Below are 18950 nucleotides of genomic sequence, written 5' to 3'. Positions count from 1 at the left end.
TTCCCAAGCTCGTTAAATAACTATTACGCTCGCTTTATTAGGTTATTGTAATGTTGCAATTACTTCTTCATATCAGCCTCAATCACTTCAATTGCTTTCTGAACAATGTCGCTTTGCTCGTTCCATATTCTGAAATATTCAGTCATATCCCATAGGTCGCGTGCAACGAGAGACTTTAGTTGGTGGCGCATGTAAGCCACGGTTTTTTCGAGTTCATCGGCATTTTTCGGTTCTATCTTTTGTTTTTTAGCCTCTGCAATGATTTGGTCGGTAAGACTGACGGGCAACTCGTAGTTCTTCTTGAAGTCATCAAAGGTCTTGTAGTTCTTTTTCAATGTCTTGCGGTTGTTGTCCACATACTTCAAGAAAGCGTCCATAATGAGGTTCTTTGCCATAAGTTTGCGGTGGAACGACGTAAACTTTGTGGTGTCCAACGGTACGAAATAGTCGGGCATAACGCCACCGCCACCATATACTGGGCGATGTTTGCGAACGGTATAGAACTTCAGCGAGTCGGCAAAGTGAATGCTGTCGGGATTTGTTAGTTCGCCGTGCTTCAGTCGGTTCTCCAAATCCATATCGTAATCTACCTTGTCTCCTTTCTTGTAAGGCTTCTGAATGCAGCGTCCGCTCGGAATATAATAATGTGCTACGGTTAGTCTTATCATACTTCCGTCGGCGAGTTCGAACGGCCGTTGAACCAGTCCTTTGCCGAAAGTGCGACGCCCAATGATAGTGCCACGGTCGTTATCCATAATCGCACCTGAAACTATTTCGGCAGCCGAAGCACTCAATTCGTTTACCAAGACATAGACAGGAATGTCCTTCAGTCGTCCGTTGCCTCGTGCTTTGTAGCTCTGTCTCGACACACGGCGACCTTCCGTGTAGACTATCATGTCGTTATCTTGCAGAAATTCGTTCGCTATGCGCACCGCTGCTTCGAGGAAACCGCCGCCATTGTCCTGCAAATCGAGTATCAAACGTTGCATACCCTGCTGTTTAAGCTTTTCTACGGCTTCCATTAGCTCCTCGTGGGTCTTCATACCGAAGCTCTCCAAACGTGCGTAACCTATGCCCGGACGAATCATATAGGCTGCGTTGAGTGTGTGAACGGGTATCTTTGCACGTGTAACGATAAAGTTCAGTATGCCTTTTACATCACGGCGCACAATGCCCAACTTTACTTTTGTGCCTTTTTTGCCGCGCAAACGCTTCATAATGTCGGTGCGGTTCATTTTCACGCCCGCTATCAACGTGTCGTCCACCATAACGATACGGTCGCCCGAAACGATGCCCACCTTCTCCGAGGGACCATTCACGACAGTTTGGATAACCACCAACGTATCGTCGATAATGTTGAATTGCACGCCAATACCTTCAAAGTCGCCTTGCAAAGGTTCGTTCATAGCCTTTGTTTCCTTCGCATCGGTATAGGTAGAGTGGGGGTCGAGCCCTTTCAGCATACCACGAATGGCGTCTTCCACCACTTTCTGCTCGTCCACATCGTCTACATAGAAGTTGGAAATAGCTATCTCTGCCATCTGCATTTTCCGCATAGGCGAGTCGCTGCCGAGGTTCAGATTGATTTGTGCAGCAGCAAAAGTGCTGAACAGCAAAAGCGTTATTGATAAAAGAAAACTTCTTTTCATAATCTTCAGTTCTTATTTCAAGTAGGGTTGTAAGTCCGTTTGGGGTTTGTTATTGTGCAATTAAGTTTATTTTATTCCATTGGAACGTCATTCACAAGGTCTTCTTCTATCACTAAGTTGTCGATGATGAAGTTTTGTCGTTCCATTGTATTTTTACCCATATAGTACTCCAGCAAGTTCTTCACTTGGTCGTTTTTGTGCAGCGTAACCTGCTCTAAACGCATGTCGGGACCGATAAAATGGGCGAATTCATCGGGAGAAATCTCTCCAAGACCTTTAAATCGAGTGATTTCTGGGTCAGGTCCGAGAGCCTCAATCGCATTTATTCTTTCCTCCTCGGTGTAACAATAAATCGTGATAAGGTCGTTTTTCTTCTCGCCTTTCAGTCGCTTTGCGTCCTGTTCCTCTATTATTTGCTTGTTCTTAATCTTAGTGCGTTTGTTGCGTACGCGGAATAATGGCGTCTGCAAAACGTAGACGTGCCCTTTCTTTATCAGCTCTGGGAAGAACTGAAGGAAGAATGTTATGATGAGCAAACGTATGTGCATGCCGTCTACATCGGCATCGGTGGCTACGATAACCTTGTTGTAGCGCAATGTATCTAAGCCGTCTTCGATGTCGAGAGCTGCTTGCAGGAGGTTGAATTCTTCGTTTTCGTACACCACTTTCTTGGTCAGACCATAGCAGTTGAGTGGTTTTCCACGCAGCGAAAATACGGCTTGCGTGTTCACATCTCGGCTTTTCGTAATGCTTCCGCTGGCAGAATCGCCCTCAGTAATGAAGATAGAGCTTTCTTCTTTCTGCTCGTTTTTCACGTCGCTGAAGTGCACACGGCAGTCGCGAAGCTTTCTATTGTGCAGGTTTGCTTTCTTTGCGCGCTCGCGTGCCAACTTCGTAACGCCTGCCATAGCTTTGCGTTCGCGCTCGGTTTCCTTTATCTTGTTTTCCAAAATGTCGGTAAATTCTTCTTTATGAATGTGCATAAAGTTATCGACATTGGTCTTTATGAAGTCGCCAACAAACTTGTTGATGGTGTCGCCATCGGGTGCCATCACCGTAGAACCAAGCTTAATCTTGGTCTGCGATTCGAAAACAGGTTCCTCAACATTAATGGCGATGGCGGCAACCATACCATTTCTGATGTCGCCATATTCGTATTTGCCGAAGAATTCTTTGATAGTCTTGGCTATATGCTCCTTAAATGCACTCTGATGCGTACCTCCCTGCGTGGTGTGCTGCCCGTTTACGAACGAGTAATATTCCTCTCCGTATTGGTTTGTATGCGTAAAGGCAATCTCAATGTCATCGCCTTTCATGTGAACAATGGGGTAAAGCGGGTCTACGGTCATATTGTCGGAGAGCAAATCCTTCAATCCGTGGCGACTTAGAATGCGATGCCCATTATACATAATGGTAAGTCCTGTGTTCAGATAGGTGTAGTTTCGCAGCATAGTAACGACAATGTCGTCTTGGAAACTGTAGTTTTTAAAGAGCGTGTTGTCGGGTTCAAAGTAGATGTAAGTGCCCTGCTCATCGTTCGATTTCGTAGTTTTATCGGTCTTTTTAATACCTTTTTCGAACGTTAATGAGCGCACTTTGCCCTCTCGGAAGCTCTTTACTTCAAACTTTGTGCTTAGCGCATTCACCGCTTTTATACCAACACCGTTCAGTCCGACACTCTTTTTAAATGCTTTCGAGTCGTATTTGCCACCCGTATTCAACACAGATACCGCCTCAACGAGCTTTCCTTGCGGAATGCCACGCCCATAATCGCGCACTGAAACCCGAAGATTGTCTTCCACTTCTATTTCTATGCGTGTGCCTTCGTTCATCTTAAATTCGTCGATAGAATTGTCGATAACCTCTTTCAGCAGCACATAGATACCGTCTTCGGGCAGTTTTCCATCGCCCAATCGCCCGATATACATACCAGGACGGGTGCGTACGTGTTCCATATCCGAAAGATGTCGAATGTTATCGTCGGTATATGCTACTGTCTTTTTGCTTTCTTCGGCCATATTTTCGTTTAAACGGTATTTCTGTTTCTTCTTTATAAACTCTTTTTAAAGCAGCGACGGCGTTTGTGATTCACGGTATCGAACATGTCCCATTGACTTTGCACACCGCCATTGGTTTCCATTTCCACCTGACTTTCGCCCCATTTAAAGCCGTGTTTGATATAACGTGGGATTAAATCGTAAAACAACAGTGCGTTTGCACCCTTTGCACGGTATTCAGGAAGAAAGCCCAAGAGCAGCAGGTCTATGCCTTCTGTCTTCGCAAACTTAATTACTTTCAACATGTGCCACCAGCCGAAAGGAAACAATCGTCCCTTTTTGCACTTCTGCAAAGCACGGCTAAGCGAAGGTAAAGTAATGCCCATACCTGCGATTTGATTGTCTTTGTTGCCGTCTTCAATCACGGTGATAAACTCCAAGTTGGCAAATGGGAAATACTGTGCTATGTATTGGTCGATTTGACGGTCGGTTAATTCAGAGAAACCGTACAAGTCTTTGTACGTGCTATTGATGAGATTGAAAATCTTCTTGCCGTAACCGCCTTCAAATATATCTTTTTTAGTGAGTTTCTTGATGCGCAGATTGTATCTCTTCTGAATCATTTCAGAGAGCTTTACAAGCTTTTCGGGAATGGCATCGGGCACGTTTATCTTGTATTCAAGATAGTCTACGTCTTTTTCCCAACCGCCCATTGCCTCCATATGCTTTGGATAATAGTCGTAGTTGTAGCTTGTTGCCATAGTACCCAATTGGTCGAAGCCCATTGTAAGCATACCTTCAGGGTCCATATCGGTAAATCCCAACGGACCCGCAATGGTTTCCATACCTTTTGCACGGCCATAATCAGCCACGGCATTGAGCAATTCCGTAGACACTTCTATATCGTCAATAAAGTCTATCCAGCCAAAGCGAACGTCCTTCCGTTCCCATTTCTGATTGGCTTTATGGTTGATAATGGCTGCCACACGCCCTACTATCTTGTTGTCTTTAAATGCCAAATAGTATTCAGCTTCGCAGAAATCAAAAGCTGCATTCTTGTCTTTAGAGAGCGTGTCCCATTCGTCTTTGTAAAGATTGGGCACATCGTAGGGGCTACCAGCATAGAGGTCGTAATGAAATTCTATAAAAGATTTTAGGTCTTCTCCGTTCGTTACCTTCTTGATTTGTATTGATGACATATCGTTATATTTCTTTCATACTTTACTTTTGAACATACAAAGGTACTCATTTTAACCAATATTGCCAAATTTACACCTCTTTTTTGCTTATTATTAGTATATGTTCCTTGTCGCCACGTGTGGTTGCAAAGATGTAGTGTTCGCCTCCGTCGCGCAGTTTCAGTCGCTTTTTCAGTTCATCAACCCGCATCGGAAAGTTTCTCACGGCGATGTTCGCCTGCGTCATACCCGCCAAAGCACGGCGCAATTCTTTCTTGTTCAGCGTACAGACATTTACGATTTGGAACTTTCTACCAGGGAAATGGGGCAGGAAGTCGGGCGAAACAAACAAGTGGGAATTATGCCCTAAGGCTGCCACACCGTATGTTTCGCTTAGCTGAGCAAAGCACCCCGCCTTCATTATCGAAGCGTTCGGCTCGTAAAGATAGGGTGGAAGGTTGGCGTTTCGGTCGAAAATGCGTTGTTGGAGTATGTTTTCACCCTCACTGTAAATACCTTCTTCGTAGCTGAAAACATCGTTGTCGTTTACGCAGAATATCTGAATCGTATTGCTTTTACAGCCCTTCGCCGTCTTGTTTCTGTCGGTAAGCACCAACAAAAGCTCTTTGCACTCGTTTCCAACCGATACGATGTGCACCTCCGTAACGTATTTCAGTTGTGAAACGGCACTGTGCCAGTCTAACATAGGCGACAGTTTCAGCACCACGAAATGGCTCTTTTTCACCATTTCATCGCACAATTCCAATACGTTAGGTTCACAATCAGCCATCGAAACCACCTTGCCGCCGTTGCTGTTGCGGCGTGCAGGGTCTAAGAAAAGAACGGAAACGCTGTCTAACTGATGTAAAACTTCGATGGAATCGCCGTTTTTTGTACTGATGTTATTCAATCCCAAGCACTTGAAATTCTGTGTCGCAATGCTGCAAAGTTGCTCGTTTCGTTCTACATAGAGTGCCTTCTTGAAAGGTTTCGACATATACGAGAAGTCCACACCGAAGCCCCCTGTAAGGTCTGCAAATGTAGGTTCGCTCTCCGCTGGAAGTTCTTTCAGCAGGCGAACGGCGATTTCCTGTTTATACAAAGCGGTTTGTTCGCTCGAACATTGTTCCATATTCAGATGCGGCGGATAGACAATGCCCTCCGTATTCGCCCACGCAGGCAGCTTCGTCCGTGCCAATTGCCGCCCTCTTATTTGGTCGAGTGCGTAGGGCAAATCCACCTTCGGAAAGCGTTTTCCTAAGAGTGCGAGCGTTTTAACGTCGTCGTTGGCGTGCTGTCGGATAAATTCTGAAGTTTCCAAGTGCTGTGTATAATGATGTGGAAAAAGTTATCTCACTACCTTTAAGTTTGCTTTTGCCCACGCACGTGTGCATAGGTTGAAGTGCCACCACTCCGTTCTTAACGGCTGAAAGCCTGCCGATTTCATTACACGGCGCAGCAACTGTCGGTTCTCAAGGCTTTCTTTCGTAAGTATTCCTTTTGCCAATAGCTGCTGTTCCTTGTCGATGTGGCTCTCGTAGCCCAAATGGTCCACCTTCACACCCATTGGAATGGTATCTATCCGACAAGGTGTTGCGCCGTCGCACCATTGCTTTTCGCTCCACGATGCTTTGCAAAGACTGATGTCTACTGCCATTCCGTAGTTGTGCATACCCCCTCCGTTGGCAGGGTTCGACACGTAAAAGCTGTGGTTGGTATGCTTTACGGCGTCCCACATCGTTTGTTGCACACTCATTGGGCGTGTCGCATCGAAGATGATGAGGCTTAAATCGGGACGAAGTCGCTTCAGTTCTGCTTGCGCTTTCTTCAAGGCTGCAGCACATTGTGGTAGTGCGTAGGCTTCGCGCAGGTTGGTATAGAGCAGTTTATGGCAGAAATTGTCGGTTCGTGCATACATCAAAGCCACCTTTATAGTGGGGTCTACGCTCTTTATATCCACCAATCCTTGCTTTTCCATATACTGTGCTGTTGCCGACTTTTGCGACTGCTTGCTGCCTGCTTGCACAGGTTTCTTGCCGTTTCTATCTTGCAAATTCAACACTGCAAAGCTCGAAACAACCAGCCAAAATGCTAAAAATATCCATTCTTTCTTCATCGTAGTGCATTTATTTCTACACAAAGTTACAACATTATCTTGTCAATGGCGAACTTATTGTGCGGAAAATAGCGCATCGCCCACACCTTTTCTGCTTGCCGAAAGGGAGTTGCGCCTACCGAAACTGTTTGTTTGCCAAATTATTTACGTGTAGAAAAATATTTATTTACACGTAAAGAAATATTTACTTACACGTTGAAAAAGAATTATTTACACGTAAGTAATTCGACAATGTGCTATTTTTGTTTTATAAAGACAATGCGGATAAACACAATCGGTGGGGCTGACGGACGACAATTTTCATACATTCATTTTGGTATTTTTCATTAAAAGAATTACCTTTGCACGTATAAATCATATTTTTACGTAATGAAAAATATAATCAAAACAATAGTTGCAGGCGGTTTCCTTGTGGGAATGACTGCTTTGATTAGTAGTTGTGTCGGCGAGAAGTTTCACGTTGAGGGAACAATCGGTAACGCCCAAGACTCTGTGCTTTACTTTGAGCACAACGGTCTGACAGGTTTTACCACCGTAGACTCGGTGAAGCTCGACGAGAAAGGTGCTTTCTCGTTTGCAGGCGACAAGATTGACAACCCCGAGTTTTACCGTTTGCGCATTGCCGAACAGATTATAAACATTGCCATCGACTCTACCGAAACGGTCAAGGTAACGGCAAAGTATCCGCAAATGGCAACCGAATACGATGTCAATGGGTCGTATGAGAACGAGAAAATAAAGGAACTGGCGTTGAAGCAAATCAACTTGCAAACCCAATGTCAGGCACTGTACAACCATCAACCCGAAGTTGCCGACTCGATTGTAGAGGTGCTTGTGCAAACTTACAAGGAAGATGTAGCCCTCAACTACATTTACAAGGAACCGATGAAGGCGTACAGCTACTTTGCACTCTTTCAGTTCATTGTCGTAAACAATGCGGCACGCCTCATCTTCAACCCTGCCAAGGACGCCAAAGACAATAAGGTTTTCGGTGCGGTAGCAACGAGTTGGGACACTTTCTATCCTCATTCGGAACGTGGACAGAACTTGCACAATATTACAATTAAGGGTATGCGCGACGACCGTATTGCGTCTGCCAATAAGCAACAAGTGGAGATTAGAGCCGAAGAAACGGGCGTAATCGACTTGCCTTTGCGCGATAACAGAGGAAAGATGCACCATCTGACCGATTTGAAAGGACAGGTAGTGTTGCTTAACTTCCACGCTTTCTCGCTCCCAGAGTCGCCTGAATACATTATGCAGATGCGCGAACTGTACGACGCATATCACGCAAGAGGATTGGAAATCTATATGGTTTCTCTCGATGAAAACGTGCATTTCTGGAAAGAAAGCGTTGCGAGTCTGCCTTGGATTAACGTTTACGACAACACAGGCATTAGCGAAGCCTACACCAGTGCAGCCACTGCAACGCCGATTATCTATCTTATCGACCGCAACAACATTGTCGTGAAGAACCCTGCACAGATAAAAAATCTGCCTAAAGAGATAGAAGCACTGTTGTAAAACGGTCTTCAATACGTTATAAACGGCGAGCCGCTGTTCCCACATAGTGCAGGAACAGCGGCTCGTTTCGTATTCGTAATGATGGAAGGGTGGGGACTTTCGTTACAGCGTATATTGCTTCAGCACCGCTCCTTCCATATCGTAGACGGTGAAAGTACCCCCCTCATAGGTCATAAATGTTGCCACATTGCCTCCCTTCGGAAAGGTAATGGAGCCAGTGTTGCAGACGATTGTGCCCGCTTGTGGTGTAATTTCCCACAGGTGTGTATGCCCATACACCACGGCATCGAACTGCCCTTGTGGCATCTTCTCCTTGTTATATACGTGTCCGTGTGTAAGAAACAGCTTCTTGCCTTCGTCTACCAACAGCAGGTAATCGCCAAGAATAGGGAAGTTGAGCAGCATTTGGTCTACTTCGCCGTCGCAGTTTCCACGAATTGCCACAATGTCTTTGGCGCGTGCATTCAGCAGTTCTACAATGCCTTTGGGGTCGAGTCCTTCGGGAATAGAGTTGCGTGGACCGTAGTTCAATATATCGCCCAATATGCAAAGCATGTCGCAACGCTGCTCGTCGTAGAACTTCAACACCTTTTCCAAGGCAGGACGGCAACCGTGAATATCTGATACCAATAAATATTTCATACCATTATTTTTGCCGACAAAGGTACTATCTTTAATTCATAATTTCAGTTTTTTATGCTCTGAATTGTGTATCGTAAATATTTTTTGTTATCTTTGTGATATGTAAACATCAGAGGGAAAGGAGCGATACTATGGAAGTGAAGGACGTATTTGAACTGAGAAAGCAAGGCAAGATAGAAGAAGCGTACAACGCTATCCGCCCTATGTATGCGGCACACAAGGGGCATTACACCACGATGGCGATGTTTTGGGTAGGTGTAGACGTTATGCGGCTGCGCTATCAGCAACGCCGATTGGAAGAAGCATATAAGATATTTCAAAGCTTGTTGAGGCTTTATCCGACTATGGACGACAGTAGTTTGCGCGGACAGGCAACGATGCTGCGCGCTGCCATGTTTGTTTTCGACCATAGTACAACTTTTTCTATTCTCGATTTCATATCCAAATGGGGCATAGAGAAGCTGACCGACGACGATTGGTTGATGACACAGAGCAACGGACACCCCGTTCAGTCGTTGGGAATGCGTATTGTTGGCAAAGTGTTCAAGGAAGTTGAGGGAAACCCTACGGTGGAAATGGCACTGAAAGCCGCCCCCATTCTTGCCGAATCGTTGAAGCATAGTCCTTACAATCCGAACAATCAACGCTATAAAGCAACGATTTACACCATTATGGGGAAGCGCGACAAGGCGATAAACATATATCGGCATTTGCTGAGAAACCACCATCAGTCGTACCTTTATCAGAAATTGGCAGAGTTGATAACCGACAAACAGCTTAAAATAGCCTTACTGACGCGTGCCATTGCCACGCAGCGAGAAGAGAAATTCCGACAACGGTTGCGCTTTACGCTCGCTAATCTGCTGTTCAACAATCATAAACCGTATGCAAAATACGAATTGGAGAAGTGTATTGCTGCACGCAAAGCAGCCAAATATTCAATTACGTGGGAAATGCAGAACCTCTCTGCCAGCTTGGAAGAGGTGGTTGCTGCGAGCGAAGTGGAACAGAAAGCCTTTTATCGGGAGCAGGCTGCGGTGGTAGAAAAGTATGTGCAGACGGTTGGAATGCCTTAGCTTGAAGTGCGTTATGGAGCATTCAACCCCGTGAAATCGACTTTAACAGTCTAATAAATGGTAGCAACCGCCAGCCATTGTCTTCACTATTCCCTTCATTTCCAACTCGAAAAGCAAAGCCATAAGGCGGGCAATAGGTAGGTTTGCCTGTACCGAAAGCATATTGATTTGTAGGTCGTTTTGCTTTTGCAGTGCATTTACAATCGCCTTTTCGTCGTCGGTAAGGTCGGGAAACAGCGAACGTTCGATTCCTCGTTGTTGTGCTTTTTCGAGCTTTATGTCGTTGTCCCAGTTCATTGCCTTTACGAAATCGTAAGCCGAAGTAACAAGACTTGCGCCGTTATCACGAATTAAATTGTTACAACCTTCGCTGTATTCCGCACCGATAGCACCAGGGAAGGCAAACACATCTCTGCTATAGCTGCGCGCAATGCTGCACGTAATAAGTCCTCCGCCCTTGTTTGCCGATTCAATAAGCAATGTTGCGTCCGCACAACCTGCAACTATGCGGTTGCGTTGCACGAAGTTTTTGGGCACAGGTTGCGTATTCGTGGTGTATTCGGTAATAACTCCGCCCCCTTTTTGGCTCATTTCCTTTGCTGTTTCGGTGTGCATTCGTGGGTAGATAGTGCCTAATCCATGCGCCACAACGCCCACCGTATCCAATCCATTTGCAAGACTTTCGCGGTGTGCACAGATGTCTACGCCATACGCCAAGCCACTGAATACGAGCACATCGGGACAGATTGACTTCAGCTCACGTATGAAAACACGAATCAAATCGCGTCCGTATGGCGTGCAATTGCGTGTCCCTACGATGCTCAGTGTGCGCTGTTTGTTCAGGTTGGCGGTACCACGCTTGTATAAAACCAACGGTGCGTCGGCACATTCGCGCATACGTTGCGGATAATTATCGTCGTTGAAGCAAAGCACTTCTATGCCGTGTTGCTCATCGTACTGCAATTCACGTTCGGCAAAAGGCAGTATGTCGTTTAGCTTCTTCAGTCCTTCCACAAGGTGTTGCGAGGCATCGGGCAATATGTCGCGTATGTTGTTCCGATGCTCATAGACTGCTGTTGCCGACCCAGCCTTTTGGTACAGTTCGAGCAAAGCAGGCTGATTGAACCCTGTTGTGCGTGTCAATGCAATGGCATAGAGGTGTTCTTGCTTCATCGTTTCTGTTTGTTTTTGCTCCTGTTATTTTATTCTTGCTTCAGGAAAGGTGCGAAAGCCTCGTCGTATTCCTTGCTTTCGCCGAGCTTTCCGTTGGTCAGTATAACGAGCGTTACATCGGCGTGGAAGCACAAACGTTCGTCGCTTGCACGGTAAAGGTCTTGTGTGAATATGTAGCGAATGCCTTCTTTCTTCATCGCCAATCGTGATATAAACTCATCGTCGCAAGCCAATGGTGTCTTGTATTCCAAGCTCATACGAGCCACAACAGGGTCTATGCCCTTTTCGTGCAGCTTTGAAAAGCTGATGCCAAGCGACTGAATAAAGCGGTGGCGTGTATGTTCCGTGTAGTGCAGATAGTGCGCGTTGTTCACAATACCTTGTATATCGCATTCGTAGTCGCGCACTTCCATTCGGGTTTCGTAGATGTAATTAGTGTTTTTTTTCATTGTTCTTGTTTCTTTTGTTTTAAGTATTCATATCCTATTCTGCACCGTAAACACTCCTTACGGTCGCAATAATCTTTTTTCAGTTGTATCAAAGCCTGCGAATCGCCGGCTGTTTCCACTTTCAGACCCACCTCTTCCCACATTCTTACAATATGGTTGTTCTCGGCTTTCAGGGCTTCCAAGAATGCGAAAGCGCGATCGCAGAGCTTTTCAGACATCTTGTATCTGCCGTAAGCAAACAAGATGGGCACGACGGTATTGATGATAATGAGTTCTATTGACGCTTTCAACAGGTTCTTCTTCGCCTGCTTGCTGTCGTTGCCGCCGAAGGTATAATGCGTTTCCCAATAGGGTGTTACCTGTGTTTGCAGCAGTTCTGTAACTTCTTTTATAGTGGTGCAATCTATCAGTTCTGCCAATCCCGACCGTCGGTTGTAATAGAGTTGTGCAAGCTGTGCAATGCGAATGTACGGAAAATTCTGCGGTCGCAACCTTAGAAACCGCCACTGTTGAGCGTCTATCGGTGTGAGCAAGAACTTGTGTGCCAAGTATTTGTACTCGCTTTGCAACCGTTGGAAGTATGCATCGGCAATTGCTTTTTCGTGGTGTTGCTTAGGTAGGGCATCGGCTTGAAGCAGCCCTGCCTGTCCCATAAATATCGCTTCTACTTGAAACAAGTCGTCGCGATGATGGTCTACGGCGTGAAACGGAATCGACTTAGCCCATTGTTCGAAGGCATCGCCGTTTATTCCGAAGCCGAAGTTGCGTGCCAACGACACGAAGTAAGTGGCTTCCCAGTTGCCGTTACAAGCCTTCAGACGCTCTGAGATGGCAGTTGTGCGCTGTTCCAACCGCTCGGTTTGCAATGCGTTCAGCCACGAATGAACCATCAGTTTCGATAGTTCAGGAACAATCTTATAGCAGGGCGGATAAGCATCGGCACTGAGCAGCTCCTTGTAGTTCAGCTTTACAGTTTGCGGAACGGGTAGTACAAGCTGTGGCGGAACATCGCCGTTTTGTTTCCGTACCGTAGTGTCTGCTTGTTCTACAACGTGTAAAACGACGTTGTTGTAGTGTGCGTCGGTGTCGTGCCTGTGTGTAAACCAATCGGAAGCCTTATCGTGTATCTCCACATTGCCCACCCACAATGTGCCGTCTATCTTCACTTTGGCATTAAAGAAGTCGGGTCCTGCATTGCTGTTGGGCAATCCGACGTCTATCACTTCTACCGATTGCCCGTCGATAGTAGCGAGTTGTGCAAGCGGAAATAGTTTGTGTTTCCAAACATAGTGGATAAGTTTTTCCATAGTCGGTAATGCTTTACGAGGACAAAAATACAAAAAATAGTCTGAAAAAAGAAGAACTTTCATCGCTTTTCCGCTATAAAAGGGAAACGGCAATCGCTTTTCATCTGTTTTCCTTTATTGAAAAAGGGGGACGTTGTGCGCTCTTGTAAACCTTATGGAATAGGCGAAAAGAAGACAATATAGTTGTAAATATTTTTCACAAGCGTATCTGTTGTGTAACTGCTTAATATCCAGCGTGTTATAAAACCCATTGTTTTGCGTTGCAAAAGAGCCATTTTTGAATTGCCAAAAATGCACCTTCACCTACCATTTTATTCCTTTTATCATTTTTTATACCCTATAATCCATAACTAAAAGCCGTTTTCATTTCACACATATACCCACAACAGCATCTTAACGGCTGACTGACAGAACGATAAATATTGCACGCAAAAAGTGCCCTTATTTGCAATCAACTTTCTTGTTGTGCGAAAAAACGCAAGTATTGGCGTGTTTCACGGTTCCGAATTTAACAATTCGAAGGCGTTTGTTTTATTATTTTAACTATTAAAAACATATTCTTCGGCAACACAACCAACAACAGCTGAAAAAGCATATCGAAGAGAACACAATGTCCAAAATTATAAAAGGAAACAAGTTTGCAATAGCAATATGTCGGAATTGTGCTGCATAATTCAATAAAAATTCTTACTTTTGCCGAAAAATAAAAGCGGAATGAGCATTACTTTCAAATACGATGTGCTGGTCATTGGCGGTGGGCACGCTGGTTGCGAAGCAGCCACGGCAGCTGCCAACATAGGCGCAAAGGTGTGTTTGGTAACAATGGATATGAACAAAATTGCCCAAATGAGTTGCAACCCTGCAGTGGGAGGCATAGCAAAAGGGCAGATTGTGAGAGAAATCGACGCATTAGGCGGACAGATGGGCATTGTTACCGACGCCACAGCCATACAGTTTCGTATGCTCAACCGCTCAAAAGGACCTGCTGTCTGGAGCCCAAGAGCACAGTGCGACAGAGAGAAATTCATAACGGAATGGAAGAGAATACTCGACCATACCGACAATCTCGATATATTCCAAGACCAAGCCGACGAGCTAATCGTGGAAAATGGGCGTGCCATAGGTGTGCGCACGATATGGGGAGTAGAACTTTTCGCACGCACGGTAATCGTTACGGCAGGCACATTCCTCAACGGACTGATGCATATTGGCAAGCGACAGGTGGAAGGCGGACGCTGTGCCGAACCTGCCGTGCACAACTTTGCCGAAAGCATAACGCGCTGGGGAGTGCGGAAAGACAGAATGAAGACGGGAACACCTGTGCGCATCGACAAACGTTCGGTGCACTTCGACGAGATGGAAGCACAGCCGGGAGAAAACGATTATCATCAGTTTTCATACTTCGGACAACACAGAATGCTCCCACAGCTGCCTTGTTGGACATGCAATACCAACGAGGAGGCACACGAAATCCTACGGAAAGGGGTACCAGATTCGCCCCTTTTCAACGGACAAATACAAAGCACAGGACCACGATACTGTCCGTCTATCGAAACCAAACTTGTAACTTTCCCCGATAAAAACACGCACCCGCTCTTCCTTGAGCCCGAAGGTGTGGACACAAACGAAATGTATCTGAATGGTTTTTCTTCGTCTATGCCGTGGGAAATTCAATTAGAGGCATTGCGAAAGATACCCGCTTTGCGCGATGCAAAGATGTATCGGCCAGGCTACGCTATCGAATACGATTACTTCGACCCCACACAACTGAAACCATCGTTGGAATCGAAGATTATTGAAGGACTTTTCTTGGCTGGTCAGGTAAACGGAACAACAGGCTACGAAGAAGCAGGCGGACAAGGTTTGGTAGCAGGAGTGAATGCTGCACTGCAATGTGCAGGCAGCAAACCTTTCATTATGAAACGCGACGAGAGCTATATTGGCGTACTCATCGACGATTTAACGATGAAAGGAGTGGACGAACCGTACCGTATGTTCACATCAAGAGCCGAATACAGAATACTGCTTCGTCAAGACGATGCCGATGCGCGACTGTCCGAAAGAGCCTACGAAATAGGCTTGGCAAAGCGCGACCGCTATGATTGGTGGCTGCATAAGAAAGCCAACATAGAGCGCATTATCGACTATTGCAATAAAACAGCGATTAAATCGAACGAAATTAATGGTTTCCTGGATAGTATTGGCAGCTCTGCGATACAAGGTTCGGTTAAGATTTCCGAACTTATAGCACGCCCAGGTGTCAGCTTGTATGGTTTAGCAGACCACCTACCCCACCTTAAAGAAATATTGGAATCATCGCCAAATAGAAAGGAAGAGATTACAGAAGCAGCCGAAATAAAAATAAAATATAAAGGTTACATCGAACGTGAACGCACTTTTGCCGAGAAAATGCGCCGCCTTGAAGACATCAAGATAAAAGGACACTTTGATTACAGCGCAATACACGATCTCTCAACAGAGTGCCGCCAAAAGTTAGAGCGCATACAACCCGAAACGCTTGCGCAGGCAAGCCGAATCCCTGGCGTAAGTCCAAGCGACATAAATGTACTTTTAGTGCTTATGGGAAGATAATTATTAAATGTTTCACGTGTAACAATTGACAAGAAAACAAATACATAACTAATTGAATATGAATAGTAAAATACTACTCGACAACCTAAGGTGCATACCCGATTGGCCTATCAAAGGCGTAAACTTTCGCGATGTTACCACCTTATTTAAGTCGCCCGAAGCTCTTAAAGAGATAACGGACGAAATGTATGAACTATACAAAGACAAAGGAATTACGAAGATTGTAGGAATCGAAAGTCGTGGCTTCGTGATGTCGTCTGCACTCGCCTTGCGTCTTGGAGCAGGCATCGTGCTTTGCCGTAAGCCCGGAAAACTGCCTTGCGAAACCGTACAAGAGAACTATGCGAAGGAATATGGCATTGATACAATAGAGATTCACAAAGACGCAATCAGCGAAAACGATGTCATTCTGTTGCACGACGACTTGCTTGCTACGGGCGGAACGATGCGCGCTGCGTGCAATCTTGTAAAGAAGTTCAAGCCCAAGAAGGTTTATTGCAACTTTATTATAGAGCTTAAAGAAGAGTTCCCCGATTGCCGTAATACATTCGACGAGGATATAGAAATTTCCTCTTTGCTACAATTCTAAGCAACGTTGAGAGTAGAACGGTGCTTCGTTCCCTTTCATAGAAGCCCTACTCTATCCAGCAAAACAAACCTTGCAATCTTGCAGCATAGTTGTTTCTATCTCGCAAAATAAGTGCTTTTGCTTTGTAGAATAGAGATTCCTAACCTTTGCAAGAGACATAAAATACAAGCGAACCGAAAGACACAGCACTGCCGTCTTTCGGTTCTCGCTGTCTAAAAGTAATTGAGCAATCCGCTTAAAACAAAATTTAAGAGAGCAAAGGAGTGCAAAATAGCATCTTTGTTTCACGTGAAACAAGATACATATAAAACACTTTAATATAAAGAAGTTAGACGAATGACAAAAGAAGAAAATCAGAAACGATTGGCTTATCTTAAGAACATAGTATCGAATTTGCCCAACAAGCCTGGCACATATCAATACTATGACAAGGAGCACACCATTATTTACGTGGGCAAAGCTAAGAACTTGAAGAATCGAGTGTCGTCTTACTTCCACAAAGAAACCGACCGCTTCAAGACGAAAGTGTTGGTTTCTAAAATCCATGATATAACTTACACGGTTGTAAATAGCGAGGAAGATGCGCTATTGATAGAAAATCAGCTTATAAAACAATATCAACCGCGCTACAATGTGCTGCTAAAGGACGGCAAAACCTACCCCAGCATTTGTATAACAAACGAGTACTTCCCGCGAATCTTCAACACTCGCACGATAAACAAGCGGTATGGCAGTTTCTATGGGCCTTACAGCCACATCAGCAGCATGTATGCCATACTCGAAATAGTAAAGAAACTCTATAAGCCGCGTACGTGTCGGTTCCCCATAACAAAAGAAGGAATAGAGCAAAAGAAGTATAAACCTTGCTTGGAATATCATCTTGGAAACTGCGGTGCGCCTTGTATTGGCAAGCAATTGTACGAAGATTACCAGCAAAATATGGCGCAGGCACGTCAAATTCTGAAAGGTAATACACGCGAGGTGCAACGCTTAATGAAAGCCAAAATGGAGGAATGTGCTGCAGAATTGCGCTTTGAGGAAGCGGAAGTGTACAAGCAACGCTACATTGCCTTGGAGAATTTTGCAGCCAAGAGCGAGATAGTAAGCTACACAATAGCCGACGTAGACGTCTTTTCTATTGTAAACGACGACAGCAAGAAGAACGCTTTCATCAACTATCTGCACGTTACAAACGGTGCCATCAATCAGAGTTTCACCTTTGAATACAAGCGTAAATTAGAGGAAACAGATGCCGAACTGCTCAACGAAGCTATTCCGGAGATTCGCGAACGCTTTAAAAGCACTGCAAAAGAGATTATCGTTCCCTTTGAATTAGACTTTCATATAAAAGACGCAACCTTCTTCATTCCACAGCGAGGCGATAAGAAACACTTGCTCGAACTGTCGGAAATGAACGCAAAACAGCATAAGTTCGACCGCCTAAAGCAGGCAGAGAAGCTCAATCCAGAACAGCGTCAAACACGCTTAATGAAGGAATTGCAAGACCGTTTAAAGCTACCAAAGCTACCGTACCAAATAGAATGCTTCGACAACTCGAACATTTCAGGCACCGATGCAGTAGCCGCCTGCGTGGTATATAAAGGTATGAAGCCTTCGAAAAAGGACTATCGGAAATACAATATCAAGACTGTTGTAGGTCCAGACGACTATGCGTCTATGCAAGAAGTAGTGCGACGACGCTACAAACGTATGATAGAAAGCGAAACACCCCTACCCGACCTCATCATAACCGATGGCGGAAAAGGACAAATGGAGGTAGTTAGAGCCGTTGTTGAAGACGAATTGCAACTCGCTATTCCCATTGCAGGATTGGCAAAAGACAACCGCCACAGAACCAACGAACTGCTTTACGGATTTCCACCACAGACAATCGGCATTCCAACGAACTCCGAACTCTTCAAAGTTCTCACACAAATACAAGACGAGGTGCACCGTTTCGCCATATCGTTCCACAGGGACAAACGCTCGAAACATCAGCTACACAGCGAGTTAGACGATATAAAGGGAATCGGAAGCAAAAGTAAAGAACAGCTGTTGCAGCACTTTAAGACCGTAAAAAAGATTAAAGAGGCTGACATTCAAGAACTTACAGAGATTATTGGCAGCACGAGAGCAACGCTGTTATACAATTATTTCCACTTAAACCCCTAATAATCAAAATAAAATAAGTAATTTTGCGGTATGAGAGTTGTAATTCAGCGTGTAAAGCACGCATCGGTAACAATTGATGGCAATGTAAAGTCAGCGATACAAAAAGGCTTACTTATCCTTCTTGGCATAGGCGAAAACGACGGAGAAGACGACATTAAATGGCTTGTAAACAAGGTTGCAAGCCTGAGAATCTTCGACGATGAGCAGGGCGTAATGAACAAGAGCGTTATGGAAATAGGCGGCGAAGCCCTTGTCGTTTCGCAGTTTACGCTTATGGCAAGTTGCAAGAAAGGAAACCGTCCAAGCTACATTCACGCTGCCAAACACGAGATTTCCATTCCGCTTTACAAACGTTTCTGCAAGGAGTTGAGCCTCGTTATGGGCAAGCCTGTGGGCGAAGGGGAGTTCGGTGCTGATATGAAAGTAGAATTGCTGAACGACGGTCCTGTTACAATATGTATGGACACAAAGAACAAAGAATAGCAA

Annotated in this window: 15 protein-coding genes; 6 read left to right on the top strand and 9 right to left on the bottom strand. The window is 45.1% G+C overall.

Annotated features, from left to right (window positions below; translation table 11 throughout):
* Positions 1 to 59: 59 nt before the first annotated feature.
* The 5 genes from BWX39_RS01505 to BWX39_RS01485 all read right to left on the bottom strand — a co-directional run bounded on the left by BWX39_RS01505 (position 60) and on the right by BWX39_RS01485 (position 6940).
* Positions 60 to 1649 (bottom strand): S41 family peptidase, encoded by a 1590-nt coding sequence (locus tag BWX39_RS01505; protein ID WP_028905595.1) that lies wholly within the window; start codon positions 1647 to 1649, stop codon positions 60 to 62.
* 71 nt (positions 1650 to 1720) lie between these two features.
* Positions 1721 to 3667, bottom strand: coding sequence for a DNA topoisomerase IV subunit B (locus BWX39_RS01500; protein ID WP_028905594.1), 1947 nt, complete (start codon positions 3665 to 3667; stop codon positions 1721 to 1723).
* Between the two features lie 32 nt (positions 3668 to 3699).
* The gene (locus BWX39_RS01495; RefSeq protein ID WP_028905593.1) at positions 3700 to 4845 is read right to left on the bottom strand and encodes a hypothetical protein; all 1146 of its coding nucleotides are present in this window, start codon (positions 4843 to 4845) and stop codon (positions 3700 to 3702) included.
* A gap of 70 nt (positions 4846 to 4915) precedes the next feature.
* Complete coding sequence (locus tag BWX39_RS01490; RefSeq protein WP_028905592.1) at positions 4916 to 6145, bottom strand: THUMP-like domain-containing protein; 1230 nt, start codon at positions 6143 to 6145, stop codon at positions 4916 to 4918.
* Between the two features lie 27 nt (positions 6146 to 6172).
* Positions 6173 to 6940 (bottom strand): M15 family metallopeptidase, encoded by a 768-nt coding sequence (locus BWX39_RS01485; protein WP_028905591.1) that lies wholly within the window; start codon positions 6938 to 6940, stop codon positions 6173 to 6175.
* A gap of 369 nt (positions 6941 to 7309) precedes the next feature.
* Here BWX39_RS01485 and BWX39_RS01480 point away from each other — a divergent pair, with 369 nt between their 5' ends.
* Positions 7310 to 8464: a TlpA disulfide reductase family protein gene (locus BWX39_RS01480; protein WP_014709133.1), complete on the top strand. Its 1155-nt coding sequence runs from the start codon at positions 7310 to 7312 to the stop codon at positions 8462 to 8464.
* Positions 8465 to 8566: 102 nt separating this feature from the next.
* Here the strand turns inward: BWX39_RS01480 and yfcE are convergent, their stop codons facing one another.
* Positions 8567 to 9106 carry a phosphodiesterase gene (yfcE, locus tag BWX39_RS01475; RefSeq protein ID WP_028905590.1) on the bottom strand — a complete coding sequence of 180 codons (540 nt, stop codon included), beginning with the start codon at positions 9104 to 9106 and terminating at the stop codon, positions 8567 to 8569.
* A gap of 131 nt (positions 9107 to 9237) precedes the next feature.
* On the opposite strand from yfcE, the gene BWX39_RS01470 reads away from it, so the two are divergent.
* Positions 9238 to 10182, top strand: a complete 945-nt coding sequence (locus BWX39_RS01470) for a tetratricopeptide repeat protein (RefSeq protein ID WP_028905589.1) — start codon at positions 9238 to 9240, stop codon at positions 10180 to 10182.
* Between the two features lie 42 nt (positions 10183 to 10224).
* Here the strand turns inward: BWX39_RS01470 and dprA are convergent, their stop codons facing one another.
* From dprA to BWX39_RS01455, 3 genes are read right to left on the bottom strand one after another with little or no spacing between them, the layout of a single operon-like run.
* Entirely contained in the window at positions 10225 to 11355 is a 1131-nt protein-coding gene (gene dprA, locus BWX39_RS01465) for a DNA-processing protein DprA (RefSeq protein ID WP_028905588.1), read from the bottom strand.
* A 29-nt stretch (positions 11356 to 11384) separates the two neighbouring features.
* The gene (locus tag BWX39_RS01460) at positions 11385 to 11804 is read right to left on the bottom strand and encodes an acyl-CoA thioesterase (protein WP_014709129.1); all 420 of its coding nucleotides are present in this window, start codon (positions 11802 to 11804) and stop codon (positions 11385 to 11387) included.
* Positions 11801 to 13111 carry a DUF2851 family protein gene (locus tag BWX39_RS01455; protein WP_028905587.1) on the bottom strand — a complete coding sequence of 437 codons (1311 nt, stop codon included), beginning with the start codon at positions 13109 to 13111 and terminating at the stop codon, positions 11801 to 11803. Before BWX39_RS01455 ends, BWX39_RS01460 begins: the two co-directional genes overlap by 4 nt.
* Before the next feature lie 720 nt (positions 13112 to 13831).
* Between BWX39_RS01455 and mnmG the strand changes: the two genes are divergently transcribed.
* The 4 genes from mnmG to dtd all read left to right on the top strand — a co-directional run bounded on the left by mnmG (position 13832) and on the right by dtd (position 18947).
* Positions 13832 to 15703: a tRNA uridine-5-carboxymethylaminomethyl(34) synthesis enzyme MnmG gene (mnmG, locus tag BWX39_RS01445; RefSeq protein WP_028905586.1), complete on the top strand. Its 1872-nt coding sequence runs from the start codon at positions 13832 to 13834 to the stop codon at positions 15701 to 15703.
* Positions 15704 to 15761: 58 nt separating this feature from the next.
* The gene (locus BWX39_RS01440) at positions 15762 to 16292 is read left to right on the top strand and encodes an adenine phosphoribosyltransferase (protein WP_028905585.1); all 531 of its coding nucleotides are present in this window, start codon (positions 15762 to 15764) and stop codon (positions 16290 to 16292) included.
* Between the two features lie 336 nt (positions 16293 to 16628).
* Entirely contained in the window at positions 16629 to 18464 is a 1836-nt protein-coding gene (gene uvrC, locus BWX39_RS01435) for an excinuclease ABC subunit UvrC (protein WP_028905584.1), read from the top strand.
* A gap of 30 nt (positions 18465 to 18494) precedes the next feature.
* A complete protein-coding gene (gene dtd / locus BWX39_RS01430; RefSeq protein ID WP_028905583.1) occupies positions 18495 to 18947 on the top strand; it encodes a D-aminoacyl-tRNA deacylase in 453 nt (150 codons plus the stop codon).
* The last annotated feature ends 3 nt before the right edge of the window (positions 18948 to 18950 follow it).

It is taken from the genome of Prevotella intermedia ATCC 25611 = DSM 20706, from assembly GCF_001953955.1.
Classification (GTDB): Bacteria; Bacteroidota; Bacteroidia; order Bacteroidales; family Bacteroidaceae; genus Prevotella; species Prevotella intermedia.
This window is presented reverse-complemented; position numbering and strand designations above follow the sequence as displayed.